The 14,097-nt window shown below is 72.2% G+C and carries 13 protein-coding genes; 8 read left to right on the top strand and 5 right to left on the bottom strand.

Annotation, left to right across the window (positions count from 1 at the left end):
- Positions 1–6: 6 nt before the first annotated feature.
- Positions 7–828 carry an HU family DNA-binding protein gene (locus tag INP57_RS12050; RefSeq protein WP_200070228.1) on the top strand — a complete coding sequence of 274 codons (822 nt, stop codon included), beginning with the start codon at positions 7–9 and terminating at the stop codon, positions 826–828.
- A gap of 423 nt (positions 829–1,251) precedes the next feature.
- On the opposite strand, the gene INP57_RS12045 is transcribed toward INP57_RS12050, so the two are convergent.
- The 3 genes from INP57_RS12045 to cofC are packed head-to-tail and all read right to left on the bottom strand — an operon-like array spanning position 1,252 to position 5,095.
- Entirely contained in the window at positions 1,252–2,223 is a 972-nt protein-coding gene (locus INP57_RS12045) for an NUDIX hydrolase (RefSeq protein WP_200070227.1), read from the bottom strand.
- Positions 2,220–4,397: an RNA degradosome polyphosphate kinase gene (locus INP57_RS12040; RefSeq protein WP_374220940.1), complete on the bottom strand. Its 2,178-nt coding sequence runs from the start codon at positions 4,395–4,397 to the stop codon at positions 2,220–2,222. Before INP57_RS12040 ends, INP57_RS12045 begins: the two co-directional genes overlap by 4 nt.
- A gap of 17 nt (positions 4,398–4,414) precedes the next feature.
- The gene (cofC, locus tag INP57_RS12035; RefSeq protein ID WP_200070225.1) at positions 4,415–5,095 is read right to left on the bottom strand and encodes a 2-phospho-L-lactate guanylyltransferase; all 681 of its coding nucleotides are present in this window, start codon (positions 5,093–5,095) and stop codon (positions 4,415–4,417) included.
- Positions 5,096–5,183: 88 nt separating this feature from the next.
- Here cofC and INP57_RS12030 point away from each other — a divergent pair, with 88 nt between their 5' ends.
- The 6 genes from INP57_RS12030 (at position 5,184) to INP57_RS12005 (ending at position 11,895) form a co-directional block, all read left to right on the top strand.
- Entirely contained in the window at positions 5,184–6,185 is a 1,002-nt protein-coding gene (locus tag INP57_RS12030; RefSeq protein WP_307850028.1) for a lysophospholipid acyltransferase family protein, read from the top strand.
- The gene (locus tag INP57_RS12025) at positions 6,172–7,188 is read left to right on the top strand and encodes an NAD(P)H-dependent glycerol-3-phosphate dehydrogenase (protein ID WP_200070224.1); all 1,017 of its coding nucleotides are present in this window, start codon (positions 6,172–6,174) and stop codon (positions 7,186–7,188) included. Before INP57_RS12030 ends, INP57_RS12025 begins: the two co-directional genes overlap by 14 nt.
- 10 nt (positions 7,189–7,198) lie before the next feature.
- Positions 7,199–8,323 (top strand): cystathionine gamma-lyase, encoded by a 1,125-nt coding sequence (locus INP57_RS12020; protein WP_200070223.1) that lies wholly within the window; start codon positions 7,199–7,201, stop codon positions 8,321–8,323.
- 412 nt (positions 8,324–8,735) lie between these two features.
- Positions 8,736–9,212 carry a cysteine dioxygenase gene (locus tag INP57_RS12015; protein WP_200070222.1) on the top strand — a complete coding sequence of 159 codons (477 nt, stop codon included), beginning with the start codon at positions 8,736–8,738 and terminating at the stop codon, positions 9,210–9,212.
- Positions 9,213–9,353: 141 nt separating this feature from the next.
- Positions 9,354–10,793 (top strand): MocR-like pyridoxine biosynthesis transcription factor PdxR, encoded by a 1,440-nt coding sequence (gene pdxR, locus INP57_RS12010; protein ID WP_200070221.1) that lies wholly within the window; start codon positions 9,354–9,356, stop codon positions 10,791–10,793.
- Between the two features lie 10 nt (positions 10,794–10,803).
- Positions 10,804–11,895: a D-alanine--D-alanine ligase family protein gene (locus tag INP57_RS12005; RefSeq protein ID WP_200070220.1), complete on the top strand. Its 1,092-nt coding sequence runs from the start codon at positions 10,804–10,806 to the stop codon at positions 11,893–11,895.
- A gap of 230 nt (positions 11,896–12,125) precedes the next feature.
- On the opposite strand, the gene INP57_RS12000 is transcribed toward INP57_RS12005, so the two are convergent.
- A complete protein-coding gene (locus INP57_RS12000) occupies positions 12,126–12,701 on the bottom strand; it encodes a DUF3515 domain-containing protein (RefSeq protein ID WP_295149520.1) in 576 nt (191 codons plus the stop codon).
- Between the two features lie 45 nt (positions 12,702–12,746).
- On the bottom strand, positions 12,747–12,980 hold the full coding sequence (locus tag INP57_RS11995) for an Lrp/AsnC ligand binding domain-containing protein (RefSeq protein WP_200070219.1): 234 nt from the start codon (positions 12,978–12,980) through the stop codon (positions 12,747–12,749).
- Positions 12,981–13,076: 96 nt separating this feature from the next.
- Here INP57_RS11995 and INP57_RS11990 point away from each other — a divergent pair, with 96 nt between their 5' ends.
- The gene (locus INP57_RS11990; RefSeq protein WP_200070218.1) at positions 13,077–14,042 is read left to right on the top strand and encodes a thiamine-phosphate kinase; all 966 of its coding nucleotides are present in this window, start codon (positions 13,077–13,079) and stop codon (positions 14,040–14,042) included.
- Positions 14,043–14,097 lie beyond the last annotated feature (55 nt).

The following is a 14,097-nucleotide window of genomic DNA, read 5'->3' as shown; positions in this document are numbered from 1 at the left end:
ACTGAAGTGAACAAGGCCCAACTCATCGAGGCACTGGCCGAACGCCTCGGCGACAAGAAGACCGCCAGCCAGGCGGTGGAAGGCGTCGTGGACCTCATCGTCCGCAACGTCAACAAGGGCGAGAAGGTCAACATCACCGGATTCGGCGTCTTCGAGAAGCGCGCCCGCGCCGCGCGCACCGCGCGCAACCCGCGCACCGGTGAGGCCGTGAAGGTCAAGAAGACCAACGTTCCGGCGTTCCGCGCAGGCACCCAGTTCAAGGAAGTCGTCGGCGGCAGCCGCAAACTGCCCCGCGCCACCGCGACGAAGTCCGCCGGAACCCGCAGCACCGCCACCAAGACCGCGGGCACCGGCCGCAGCACGGCCAAGTCCACCGGCACCGCGGCCAAGTCCACCGGCACCGCCGGCAAGGCCACCGCGACCAAGACCGCGGGCTCGCGCAGCACCGCCGCCAAGTCGGCGACCACCACCAAGGCGGCGCCGAAGAAGGCCGCCACCACCCGGTCCAGCGCCAAGACCGGTGCCACGACCAAGGCGACCACGAGCAAGGCGGCGACCACCGGCAAGTCGACGGCGAGCAAGGCCGCGACGACCGGCAAGGCTGCGACCACGAGCAAGGCGACCACGAGCAAGGCGACCACGAGCAAGGCGGCGCCGAAGAGCACCACCGGCAAGGCGAGCACTGCGAAGGCGAGCACCGGCAGCAAGTCCACCGGCACCAAATCCGCGACGAAGTCCACCAAATCGACCGCTTCGGCAGCGAAGACCTCGGCCGCGAAGACCTCCACCGCCAAGACGAGCACGGCGCGCAAGACCACCAAGAAGTGAACGCTCGCCACCTGAGCGAGCCGAACTTCCCAGGTGGGCCAGAGTGGTCACGTGCACTGCACGGCGTCATCCGCCTGCACCGCACGGGAGTGATCCGCGTGCACCGCACGGGAGTCTTTCGCGTGCACCGCACGGAAATCCTTCGCGTGCACCGCACGGCACCACTCGCAGCCGCGCGCGGCTGCGGAGGCGGAACCGGTCAGCGGCAGCGGAAACGGTGCCGCCGAATCCGGTCCACGCGCTCCGCGATGTTCATCCGATGATCCCGGCGCGATCCGATCGCGCCGGGATCATCGCCGTTTTCCACCGGGTTCGCGCGGCATCGGCGACGCGATGCGCCGCGGCCTGCTCCGAAGAGCCGCCGGGAAACCGGAAAAAGCCCGAGCCGCCGCTACCGGACCGCTGCGCAAAGCATTTCCCCGCTCAACCCCTCGGGTCGGGGAGGTAATCCGCGGCCACCAGCCGCAGCAGCGGCCCGGAACCGTTGCCGGAATTCGCATCCGGGCAGAACCGCAACGTCCACACGCTGCCTTTGCTGCTGAGCACCTCGTCCGGGCGCAGGCCCGCGGATTCGGTCAACCGCCCGACCAGATCCGGGATGACACCGCCCTGGCTGCACACCACCGAAGTGCCGGAACCGCCCGCGATGCGCAGCAGCCTGCGCACCGCCGCGGCGGGATCGGCCTGGTACTGCTCTTCGGTCAGCAGCGGCTCGTCGGCGACGGCGATGCCGAGGTCGTCGGCCACCGGCTGCACCGTCTGCGTGCAGCGCACCCGCGGCGCCGAGTAGACCCGCTGCGGGCCGAACAGCGGCAGCAAGGTGTGCAAGGCGTCCCGCTGGCGCAGCCCGGCCGCGGACAGCGGGCGCTGCGTGTCGTCGCCGGTGAATTCCGAACGCTTGCCCGCTTTGGCGTGCCGGACCAGCAGCAGCGTCCGGGATTCCAGCGGCAGCGCGTCGAAGGCGTCCAGCACGTGCCCGTCGTGCGGGTAGGTCAGCAGTTCCCGTGCGGCCGCGGTGCTCAGCCAGCGCAGCTCGTCGACTTCCTCGTTCACCGCGAACAGGCCCTGCCCGGCGCGGGCGGCGAAGTAGTCCACCCGCTTGCCGGTGTACCCGCCCGGAGCGGGTACCGAATAGCGGATCTGCGCGAGTTCGCCGGAGAGCACGCAACCGAACCCGGTTTCCTCCAGCACTTCCCGCGCCACCGCGTGCGCGGGGGTCTCGCCGGGATCCAGCTTGCCCTTCGGCAGCGTCCAGTCGTCGTAGCGCGGGCGGTGCACCAGCGCGATCCGCGGAGTCCCGTCGTCGTCCGGGCGCCACAGCACCGCACCGGCGGCGCGGACCGTCACCGAATCGCTCGCGCTGGTCGCGTGCTCCGGTTCTTCCTGCGTCGTCATGAAACCTGTGCCCCGTGCCTGCGCAACATCTCGGTCTGGTGGTCGCGGACCTGCGCCCCGCTGCGCGGCGAAGCCTCCCAGTCCCCCTTGGAATTGAGCACCCAGCAGCGCGTCTGCGGGTGCAGCGCCGAATCCAGCAGCTCGTCGAGCTGCTCGGTCAGCTTCGGGTCCACCACGCGCACCTGCGCCTCGATCCGGCGGTCCAGGTTGCGGTGCATCATGTCCGCGCTGCCGATCCAGCGCTCGTCGATGCCCGCGAAGTGGAACACCCGGGAATGCTCCAGGAAACGGCCCAGGATGGAGCGGACCTCGATGTTCTCGCTCAGGCCGGGAACCCCTGCCTGCAGCGCGCAGATGCCGCGCACCACGATCCGGATCGGCACGCCCGCCAGCGAAGCGCGGTAGAGCGTGTCGATGATCTGCTCGTCGACCAGCGAATTGACCTTCATCCGGATGCCGCAGGGCAATCCGGCGCGGGCGCGTTCGGCCTCGGCCTCGATGCGTTCCACGATCCCGGAGCGGATGCCCTGCGGGGACACCAGGACGCGGCGGTAGGTGCCGTGCCGGGCGTAGCCGGTGAGCACGTTGAACAGGTCCGTCAGGTCCGCGCCGACCGCCGGCTCCGCGGTCAGCAGCCCCAGGTCCTCGTAGGTGCGCGCGGTCTTCGGGTTGTAGTTGCCGGTGCCCAGGTGGCAGTAGCGGCGGATCGTCGAACCTTCCTGCCGCACCACCAGCGCGGTCTTGCAGTGCGTTTTCAGCCCGACCAGGCCGTAGACCACGTGCACCCCGGAACGTTCCAGGGTGCGCGCCCACTGGATGTTGGCCTGCTCGTCGAAGCGGGCCTTGAGCTCCACCAGCGCGACCACCTGCTTGCCCGCCTCGGCCGCGTCGATCAGCGCGTTCACGATCGGCGAGTCGCCGGAGGTGCGGTAGAGCGTCTGCTTGATCGCCAGCACGTGCGGATCCGCGGCGGACTGCTCGATGAACCGCTGCACCGACGTGGAGAACGCGTCGTAGGGGTGGTGCAGCAGCACGTCGCCGTCGCGCAGCGTCGCGAAGATGCTCCGCGGCGTCTGGCCCTCGGCGAAGGCGGGGTGCGTGGCGGGCACCACCGGCGCGTTCTTCAGATCCGGGCGTTGCAGCTTCTCCAGCTGGAACAGGCAGGACAGGTCGAGCAGGCCGCGCACCTCGACCACGTCGTGCTCGTCGACCTCCAGCTCCCGCAGCAGCAGCTCCAGCATGGTCTCGCTCATGGTGTCGGCGATCTCCAGCCGCACCGGCGGGCCGAACCGGCGCCGCGCGAGTTCCCGCTCCATGGCCTGCAGCAGGTCCTCGTCGCGGTCCTCCTCGACCTCCAGATCAGCGTTGCGGGTGACCCGGAAGATGTGGTGCTCGCTGACCTCCATGCCGGGGAACAGCTTGTCCAGGTGCGCGGCGATGAGCTCTTCCAGCGGCAGGAACGTCGCCTGCTCGTCCTCCCGGTCGGCTTCCACCCGGATCAGCCGCGGGACGTTGTCCGGCACCTTCACCCGGGCGAAGCGGCGCAGGCCCTCCTCCGGGGCGGTGACCATCACCGCGAGGTTCAGCGACAGCCCGGAGATGTACGGGAACGGGTGCGCCGGGTCGACCGCCAGCGGGGTCAGCACCGGGAAGATGTGGTCCTCGAAGTAGCGGCCCAGCGTGCGCTGGTGGCCCTCGTCGAGCCGCGCCCAGCTCATGATGCTGATGCCGGACGCCTCCAGCTCCGGCAGCAGCTCGTCGGTGAACACCCGGCCCAGCTTCTCGGTCAGGTCCTGGTTGCGGGCCGCGATGCGGGCCAGCTGCTCGTGCGGGGTGAGCCCGTCGGCGCTGCGCACCGACAGCCCGGTCTCCTCGCGGCGCTTCAGCCCCGCGACCCGGACCATGTAGAACTCGTCCAGGTTGGACGCGAAGATCGCCAGGAACTTGGCGCGCTCCAGCACCGGCTGCGAGTGGTCCTCGGCCACGGCGAGCACTCGCGCGTTGAAGTCCAGCCAGGACAGTTCGCGGTTCAGGTAGCGGTCGTCGGGCAGGTCCGTGCTGGCCGCGGCGCGGGTCACTGCCGGGGGCGCTTCGGGAACCCGGGCGCCGGCACCGTCCGGCGGGGTGTCGCCGTTGCGCCGCGGTTTGGCGGGCTCGCTGCTGTCCGTGCTCACGCCACCATTGTCACTCATCAAGCGCCGTCCGTTCGAGCACTGTCACCCGGAACACCACCCGGATCCGCGTGCTCCTGCGAGGCTCGCGCGAGCCATGCCGCGGTTCGCGGGCCGAGGCCGATCCGGGCCGCCCGGCGCAGATCGGCTGCGGTGTCCACATCGCAGCGCAACGACTCCCAGCGTCCCGCCAGCCGGCGCGCACCGGAAGCCTCGTGCGCCAACGCGGAGCCGTTGCCGAACCGGGGCGCCAGTGCGGCCCCGGCGGCGGCCAGCAGCAGCGTCGTACCGGTCCGCTGCCGGTCCGGTGTGAACGCCCGCTCCGGGCCGGCCGCGTGCAACGCCCGCGCCAGGTCTTCCGGCCGCAGCGCGGGCAGATCCGCCTGCAGCGCCCCGATCCGGTCCGCGCCGCGGTCGCGCAGCACGCGCTCGCCGTGCTCCAGCGCGGGGTTGAGCCCGGCGTCCGGGTCATCGGCGACGACTTCCACGCCCGCCGCCGCGAACGAGTCCGTCAGCTCCGGGTCGGAGGTCACCACCAGCACTTCGCGAACGCCCGCGGCGCGCCGGGCCGCCTCGACCGTGTCGTGCGCGACCGCGCTCACCAGCGCGGCGTGCGCGTCGGCGGGCCGGTCGCCGCGCAGCCGGGTCTTCGCCAGCCGCAGCGGCTTGATCGGCACCAGGAGGGAGGCGGGAACGCTCATGCCGCCATCCTCCGCCCGCGGCGACCCCCGCCCGGGCAGCGGTGCCGGGGAGGTAACTTGACAGCCGCTCTGGCGAGAGGAGATGGGCGTGGAACCGGGAAATCTCAAGCGGCCGCGCAGACGCACGAAGGAGCGGCCGGCCACCGGCATGGGCCGGTTCTGGCTGCGGTTCGCGGCGATCGTGTTCTACCCGCTCACCGCCCTGCTCGCCCGGGTGCGGGTGCACGGGCTGGCGAACATCCCCGCGACCGGTCCGGTGGTGCTGGTGCTCAACCACGTTTCGCACCTGGATCCGCTCTACGACGCCGTGACGGTGCACCGGGCTGCGCGGATCCCGCGGTTCATGGCCAAGAACACGCTGTGGAACGTGCCGGTGCTGCGCAACGTGCTCGACGGCGTCGCCCAGATCCCGGTCGTGCGGCAGACCACCGACGCGCAGAAGAGCCTGCAAGCCGCGCACGACGCCTTGGAAACGGGCAAGGTCGTGATCATCTACCCGGACGGGACGGTCACCAAGGATCCCGACGGCTGGCCGATGGTGCCGAAGGCCGGTGTCGCGCGGCTCGCGCTGGAGCACGACGTGCCGATCGTTCCGATCGCCCGCTGGGGAACCCGGGACCTCTACAACCACTACGAGAAGAAGTTCCGCCCGTTCCCGCGCAAGACGGTGCACCTGCGCGTCGGTGAGCCGTTGGACGTTTCGGAGTTCCGCGGCAAACCGGCCGACAACGCGACGCTGCGCGCGGTGAGCGAGTTGGCCATGGGGCGGGTGCGGGAACTGCTCGGCGAGATCCGCGAGCAGCAGCCGCCCGCCGAGTTCTACTCGCCCGCTCGGCGGCGGGTGCAGGGCGGCTCCGCGGGGGGTTCGCGGGACGGCGCCGCGGGGGAGACTCCGCAGAACGACACCGCGGGGGAGACTTCGCAGAACGGCGTTGCGGGGGAAACCTCGCAGAACGACACCGCGGATGAATCCCCGCAGAACGGCGCCACGCGTGGGCGGGACGGATCGGCCGGGAGCCCGCGCGAGGACTCGGACGATCTCCCGCAGAACAAGCGCGAACGCCTGCAGGGCGACGATGAGCGGGCCTGAACCGCTGCGCCGGGTCACCGTGCTCGGCGCCGGTTCGTGGGGCACCACGTTCGCCAAGGTGCTCGCCGACGCCGGGTCGGAAGTGACGTTGTGGGCGCGCCGCGCCGAAGTCGCCGAGGAGATCAACCGGCAGCACCGCAACGAGGACTACCTGCCCGGCGTGACCCTGCCGGATTCGCTGCGCGCCACGGATGACGCCGCCGCCGCGGTGCACCGGGCGCAAGCCGTGGTGCTGGCGGTGCCCAGCCAGAACCTGCGGGAGAACCTGGCCGGTTGGCAGCCGCTGCTGCCGGACGAGGCGACGCTGGTGAGCCTGGCCAAGGGCGTCGAACTGAGCACCCTCAAGCGGATGAGCCAGGTGGTGGCCGAGGTCGCGGACGTGCCGATGCAGCGCGTGGCCGTGGTCTCCGGACCGAACCTGGCCAAGGAGATCGCCGCCGGTGAGCCCACCGCGACCGTCGTGGCCTGCGCCGATCACGACCGCGCCGTCGCGTTCCAGGCGGCGTGCTCCACCGGCTACTTCCGCCCCTACACCAACACCGATCTGGTCGGCATCGAGCTGTCCGGGGCGTGCAAGAACGTGATCGCGCTCGCCTGCGGCATGGCCGCCGGGCTCGGGCACGGCCACAACACGATGTCCTCGCTGATCACCCGCGGGCTGGCGGAGACCACCCGGCTCGGGGTGGCGCTCGGCGCGGAGCCGATGACGTTCGCCGGGCTGGCCGGGATGGGCGACCTGGTGGCCACCTGCACCTCGCCGCTGTCGCGGAACCGGACCTTCGGCGAGCGGCTGGGCCGCGGCGAATCCGTGCTCGCCGCGCAGCAGGCCGCGCACGGGCAGGTCGCGGAAGGCGTGAAGTCGTGCTCGTCCATCCGGGAGCTCGCCGCGCGGTGCGGGGTGGAGATGCCGATCACCGAGGTGGTGCACCAGGTCTGCCACGCGGGCCTGGAACCCGGCCCGGGGGCGGCGCTGCTGCTGGGGCGGGAACGCAAAGCCGAGTGACGGGAGGGAAATGACGGCGTTCAGCGCGGATTCCGGGGCGGATTCCGGGGCGGAGTTCGGCGACGGCACGCGTTGCGTGCACGGCGGGCACGGCGGGGAACGACCCGGTGAGCCGCTCGCGCCCGGGCCGGTGTTCGCGGCGCCTTACCACCTCGGCGGTGACTCGGCGGATTTCTACGGCCGGGCGGGCAATCCCACCTGGCGGGCGCTGGAAGCCGCGATCGGCGACCTCGACGGCGGGCCCTGCGTGCTGCTGCCCTCCGGCATGGCCGCGATCAGCACGTTGCTGCGCAGCGTGCTGCGGGCGGGGGATTCGCTGCTGCTGCCCAGCGACGGCTATTACGCGACCCGCCAGTTCGTGCAGGACGAGATGGACGCGCTTTCGTTGCGCGTAAAGGAAATCCCGACCACCGGTCCGTGGCCGGAAGGGATCTTCGACGGGGTCCGGCTGGTGCTGCTGGAAACCCCGTCCAACCCCGGGCTGGACGTCTGCGACATCGCCGAACTCGCGCGGCGCGCGCACGCGGCGGGTGCGCTGCTGGCGGTGGACAACACCACGGCGACGCCGCTGGGGCAGCGGCCGCTCGAGCTCGGCGCGGACTTCGCGATCGCCAGCGACACCAAGGCGTTGTCCGGGCACAGCGATCTGCTGCTGGGGCACGTGTCCACTGCGGACGGCGAGTGGGCCGAGCGGTTGCGCAAGGCGCGCACGCTTTCCGGCTCGATTCCCGGGCCGTTCGAGACCTGGCTGGCACACCGCAGCCTCGGCACGCTCGACCTGCGCTTGGCGCGGCAGGCGCAGAACGCCGCCGCGCTGGCCGAGGCGCTGCGCGGGCGCGTGCGCGGGTTGCGCTGGCCCGGGCTGTCCGACGATCCCGCGCACGCGGCCGCGCGGGCGCAGATGCGGCGTTGGGGCGGGGTTTTCCGCTTCGAGCTGGCCGACGCCGACGCGGTGGCGGAGTTCGTGCGCCGCAGCCGGCTCGTTTCGCAGGTGACCAGTTTCGGCGGCGTGCACAGCACCGTCGACCGGCGGGCTCAGTGGGGCGATCCGGTGTCCGAGGGATTCGTGCGCTTCTCCGCCGGGTGCGAGGACACCGATGATCTGGTCGCCGACGTGCTCGGGGCGCTCAACTGAGGCCCGCGGGGTTTCCCGTTCTCGCTCGTCGCGGTCGCACCGCTCGCAAACCCCGGTTAAGCTGCGATCCCGCCCCTGCCCGAGGGTGTGAGATGGGCGGAGTCCGCTTGACGGGTAACCCGGCGTGCTGGTTGAGTACTCGCCGTGTTGCCGCGAGCCATGACCGTCAGCTGGGGTCACATCGACCTTCGCCGGGTGGCGAGCGCGCTTTGTCCGCTGCGGTGATCCACCCGGCGTCCCGGGCCTGAGCCCGCATTCCCCGGCCGCTTCCCGGCCACCGCAGCGCTTTCCGGCGCATTCCGCGCGAACTCCCGCGCGACGCAGCCGATCCCGCGACGCCGCAGAACCCGAGGGTGGGCACCGCGCCGCCGCGCGATCCCGATCAATTCGACCGATTCACGAGGACATCCACGTGTTCGCAGTACCTCCCAACACCGTCGCCGCCGAAGCGGACCGCTCTCTGGCGCACCCGGCGCGGATCGCCCGCGAGTTCGCCGCCGACCGGCAATCGTGGGCGCACCGGCTGCGCTACGACCCGCAGCAGCGCTGGTCCGGCCTGCTGGAACGCACCGCCGGGTACGAAGCGTGGCTGCTGAGCTGGTTGCCGGGGCAGCACACCGAACTGCACGACCACGGCGGCGCCACCGGCGCTTTCACCGTCGTGTCCGGTTCGGTCGACGAACGGGTGGTCCGGTCCACCGCCACCGGCCCGGCCGAGGAGTGGCGCACCATCGAGACCGGTCAGTCGCGGGTGTTCGGCCCGGACTACGTGCACCAGGTCGTCAACGACGGCCCGGATCCGGCGATCACCGTGCACGTGTACCGCCCCGCCCGCACCCGCATGACCCGCTACTCCCTCGACCCGGTCCGCGGCCTCACCACTGCTTGACTCCGAAACCCTTCGGGTCGGGTGGAGGTCGCGCCCGACCGAACCAAGGGGGCCGATGGGGAAGCGGTGCGGGGTTGCGGCGCACCGCACAGCGCAGCGGGTGGCAGCATCGCAGGTGACGACCCAGGAGAGTCCTCCGCGATGCCCACTTCGCTGCCCGCGGCGAGTTCGCCGCTGCTGGAACCGGCCGTCGAGCTGCGCCGCGACGACCACCGCCCGCTGGCGGTGCAGCTCGCCGACGCGCTGCGGCACGCCGCCACCCTCGGCCACCTGCGGGGTGGTGACCGGCTGCCGTCCACCCGTGCGCTGGCGCGGCACCTCGGCGTGAGCCGCACCGTCACCGCCGCGGCCTACGAGCAGCTGCACGCCGAAGGCTGGATCGTCGGCAAGCACGGCTCCGGCACCTACGTCACCACCACGCCGCCCGGCTCCCAGCCCTCCTCGCCGGTTCCCGGTTCGGCGACCACCGAGCAGGAAATCGTCGCCGAGGTGAACCTCACGCCCGGCGCCCCGTGGGTGGGCGGCATCGACCGGGCCGCCTGGCGCCGCGCGTGGCGGGCGGCCGCCGACCGCGAACCGGACGAACGAGTGCACCGCGCGGGCCTGGCCGAATACCGCGAGGCCGTGGTGGAACACCTGCTGCGGCACCGCGGCATGGTCACCGGCGGTTCGCACCTCGGCACCGTGCTCGCCACCGGCGGCACCACGGCGGCCGTGGTGGAGCTGGCGGCGGCGGTGCTGGAACCCGGCGCGGTCGTCGCGGTGGAGGAGCCCGGTTACCAGCGCGCGGTGCAGACCTTCCTGGCCGCCGGGATCCGCGTGGTGCCCGCGCCGGTCGACCACGGCGGCATCGTCGTCGAGGAGATCCCGCAAGGGGTGCAGGCGGTCTACTGCTCACCGGCGCACCAGTACCCGCTCGGCGGCCGGTTGCCCGCCGAGCGGCGGGTCGGGCTGGTGGAGCGGGCGCGCGCCGAGGGCTGGCTGATCGTGGAGGACGACTACGACGGCGAACTCCGCTACGACGTGGCGCCGCTGCCGGTGCTGGCCTCGATGGCCCCGGACGTGGTCGTGCACCTCGGCACCACCAGCAAGATCCTCACCCCGACGCTCGGCGTGGGCTGGATGCTCGCCCCGGACCGCGTCGCCGCCGCGGTGCTGGACCACCGCGAGCGCACCGGCACCCGACCTGCCGCGGCCGGACAGCGCGTGTTGGTCGAGTACGCCAGGAACGGGGACCTCGGCAGGCACCTGCGCAGGCTGCGCCGCGAGCTGTCGCAGCGCCGAGTCCTGGTGGTCGATCAGCTGGCGGGATCGGGCGTCGAGGTGTTCGGCGACGAAGCGGGCGCGCACGTGGTGCTGCCGCTCCCGGACGCCGGCGCGGAGCGGCGGGTGGTGCACCGCGCAGCCGGGCAGGGACTGGTGCTCGACGGTCTGCGGCGGCACCACCACGGGGCTCAGCAGTGGTGCGGCATCGCCTTCGGCTACGCCTCGTGTTCACGCGCTGACCTGGAGCGTTCGGTCCGGGAGCTGGCGCGCTGGTGCGCCGAGGAGGCCGGTGTCCGGACCGGCTCGGCCCGGTAGGGTTCCGCGCATGACTCAGCGCAAGATCCGGGTGGCCGTCGTCTTCGGCGGGCGCAGCACCGAGCACGGCGTTTCCTGCCTGTCCGCGGGCAGTGTTCTGGCCCATCTGGATCCGGAGCGCTTCGAGGTGGTGCCGGTCGGCATCACCCGCGAGGGCGCGTGGGTGCTGGGTACCGGAGACCCCGCCGAGCTGGAGATCCGCGACCGGCGCGCCCCCGAAGTCACCGCGGGCACTGCCGTGGCGCTGCCCGGCGACCCGACGCGGCGCGACCTCATGCTGGTCGAACCGGGCCGCGGCGGCGAGATCCTGTCCGGTGTGGACGTTGTTTTCCCGGTGCTGCACGGGGCTTTCGGCGAGGACGGCACCATTCAAGGGCTGCTGGAGATGGCCGACGTGCCGTACGCGGGGCCCGGTGTGCTCTCCAGCGCGGTGTCGATGGACAAGGAGTACACCAAGAAGCTGCTGGCGGCCGAAGGGCTCGCGGTCGGGTGCTACGAAGTGCTCCGCCGCGAACAGTCCACTCTGGACGATCGGCAGCGGGAACGGCTGGGGCTGCCGGTCTTCGTCAAACCCGCCCGCGCCGGTTCGTCGCTGGGCATCAGCAAGGTCACCGGCTGGGCGGAGCTCGACGAGGCCATCGCCGAGGCCCGCCGCACCGACCCGAAGGTGATCATCGAGTCGGCGGTGACCGGCCGCGAGGTCGAGTGCGGCGTGCTGGAATTCCCGGACGGGCGGGTGGAAGCCTCGCTGCCCGCCGAACTGCGGGTGACCGGCACCGCCGACTGGTATGACTACGAGTCCAAGTACCTCGACGACGTCACCGAGTTCGACATCCCCGCCAAGGTCGGCGACGACGTGGTCGAACGGCTGCGGTCGGCTGCGGTGGCCGCGTTCCGCGCGCTGGACTGCCAAGGGCTGGCGCGGGTGGACTTCTTCGTCGCCGAGGACGGCGAGCTGATCGTCAACGAGGTCAACACGATGCCCGGGTTCACCTCGATCTCGCTGTACCCGCGGATGTGGGCGCAGACCGGGGTGGACTACCCGGCGCTGCTGAGCACGCTGATCGACACCGCGCTGTCCCGCGGCACCGGCCTGCGCTGACCCGCGCTTTCCCGAGTGAACGGCCTGCTCGTCCCACTGGATTGGTCGAACGGTCCGTTCACCCCTGGTGAACTTCGCTCCCCGGCGCCTGCCCGACACGCCCGCGCATCGTCCATTCCGAGCAGCTCCGAGCAGAGTGAACGGCCTGTTGGTCCGAATAGGTTGGTCGAACGGTCCGTTCGCTCGCGGAGTTCGGCCGGGAGGAGACCGGCGTCCGGGGAAGGCTGGCGTCAGGGGAAGACGGGCTGTTTCGGCATGGTGCGGCGGATCAGGCCGGAGAGGTCCTGCACCGGGCCGGAACCGGAGTTCGCGGGCGCGGTCAGCGCCACGTGCACCGGGCGGTCCACCGCCAGCCACGAGGTGTTGCCCGCCTCGGAAAGCCGCAGCCAGCTCACCCCGGAGATGTCGACCAGCGGCGAGGTCGGGGTGAGTTCGGCCGGTGCGGGCATCCCGCAGCGCACCGTCACGGGATCGTGCTCGGCGTCGCCCCACGCGACTGTGCCCGGCGGCGCCGGCTCGGCCAGCGGCCGCCGCGGCACCGGTTCACCGTCGAGCACCAGTTCCGGCGGCAGCGCCGCGAGCAGCTTCGAGCACTCCGGCCCGCCCGCGTCCGGCGCAGGCACCGGCGGCAACGCGAGCGGACCGCTGCGGCGGGCCTGCTGCTCGGCCACGACCGCGTCCCGCTGCTGCTTCTGCGAGTACCAGGAGACCAGTCCGAGCGCGCCGACGCCGACGGCCAGCAACCCGCTGAGCACGAGCGCCACGATCAGCACCGGACGGGGAACTCCCGGCTGTTGGTCGAACACGCCGCCCACTACAGCACGGTCCCGCGACGCGGCCGGAAGGCCCCGTCACAGGTGTACGACGGGACACGTCAGCGTGCGGGTGATCCCTTCCACGTTCTGGATGCCTGCCACCACCATTTTCCCGAGCTGGTCGACATTCTCCGCTTCAGCGCGCACGATCACGTCGTACGGGCCGGTCACGTCCTCGGAAGTGAGCACGCCCGGCGCCCCGGAGATCTCGGCGGCAACGGCGGCGGCCTTGCCGACCTCGGTCTGGATGAGGATGAATGCCTGAACCACGGCGTGCCCCTTCGTCTCGGCCTCGGCGGGGTAGGAAACTGGCAGGAAACTACCCCATCGGGCCGTGCGGTTGCTCGAGGATTCAGGAGGTCAGAGGTGGCTTCGGACACTTCGGCGCAGGAGAAGACGGTGTCCGAGGCCGGCGAGTTCGGCCTCATCCACCGGGTGACCTCCGGGCGCCCGCAGCCTCCGTCCACGCTGCTCGGTCCCGGGGATGACGCCGCGGTGCTGGCCGCGCCGGACGGCCGCGTGGTCGCCACCACCGACGTGCTGGTCGAGCAGGTGCACTTCCGCTTCGACTGGTCCAGCCCGCACCAGGTGGGCCGCAAGGCGGTGGCGGTGAACCTGTCCGACCTGGCCGCGATGGGCGCGGTGCCGACCGGGCTGCTGGTCGGCATGGGCGCCCCGCCGGAGACCGCGACCGGCGTGGTCGACGACCTGGCCGCGGGCATGTGGGAGGAGGCGCAGCGCGCGGGCACCGGCCTCGCGGGCGGCGACATGGTCGGCGCGCCGGTGCTGACGCTGTCGATCACCGCGCTCGGCGACCTGCAGGGCCGCACCCCGGTCACCCGCGGCGGGGCGCGGCCGGGCGACGTGGTGGCGGTCGCGGGCAGGCTCGGCTGGGCCGCCGCGGGATTGGCGGTGCTGGGGCGCGGATTCCGGTCCCCGGTCGCCGTCGTGGGCGCGCAGCGGGTGCCGGAGCCGCCGTACGCGGCAGGCCCGGCCGCCGCCGACGCCGGTGCCACCGCGATGATCGACACCTCCGACGGCCTGCTGGCCGACCTCGCGCACATCGCGGAGGCGTCGCAGGTGAGCATCGACGTGCGCAGCGAGCTGGTCGAGGTGCCGCAGCGGCTCACCGAGGTCGCTTCGGCGCTGGGCGCGGACGCGCGGCACTGGGTGCTCACCGGCGGTGAGGACCAGGCGCTGGTGGCGACGTTCCCGCCGGACCTGCCGCTGCCGGAGGGCTGGCGCGCGCTCGGCGAGGTCGGCGAAGGCACCGGAGTCACCGTCGACGAAGCCGGTTACGAAGGTTCTGCGGGCTGGGAGCACTGGCGCTGACGTCCTCGCCGCGCGAGCGCAGCGATCGGCCCGGCCGCCGCGCATGAAAAGGACC

The sequence above is a fragment of the Saccharopolyspora galaxeae genome (assembly GCF_016526145.1).
In the GTDB taxonomy this organism is placed as follows: domain Bacteria; phylum Actinomycetota; class Actinomycetes; order Mycobacteriales; family Pseudonocardiaceae; genus Saccharopolyspora_C; species Saccharopolyspora_C galaxeae.
This window is presented reverse-complemented; position numbering and strand designations above follow the sequence as displayed.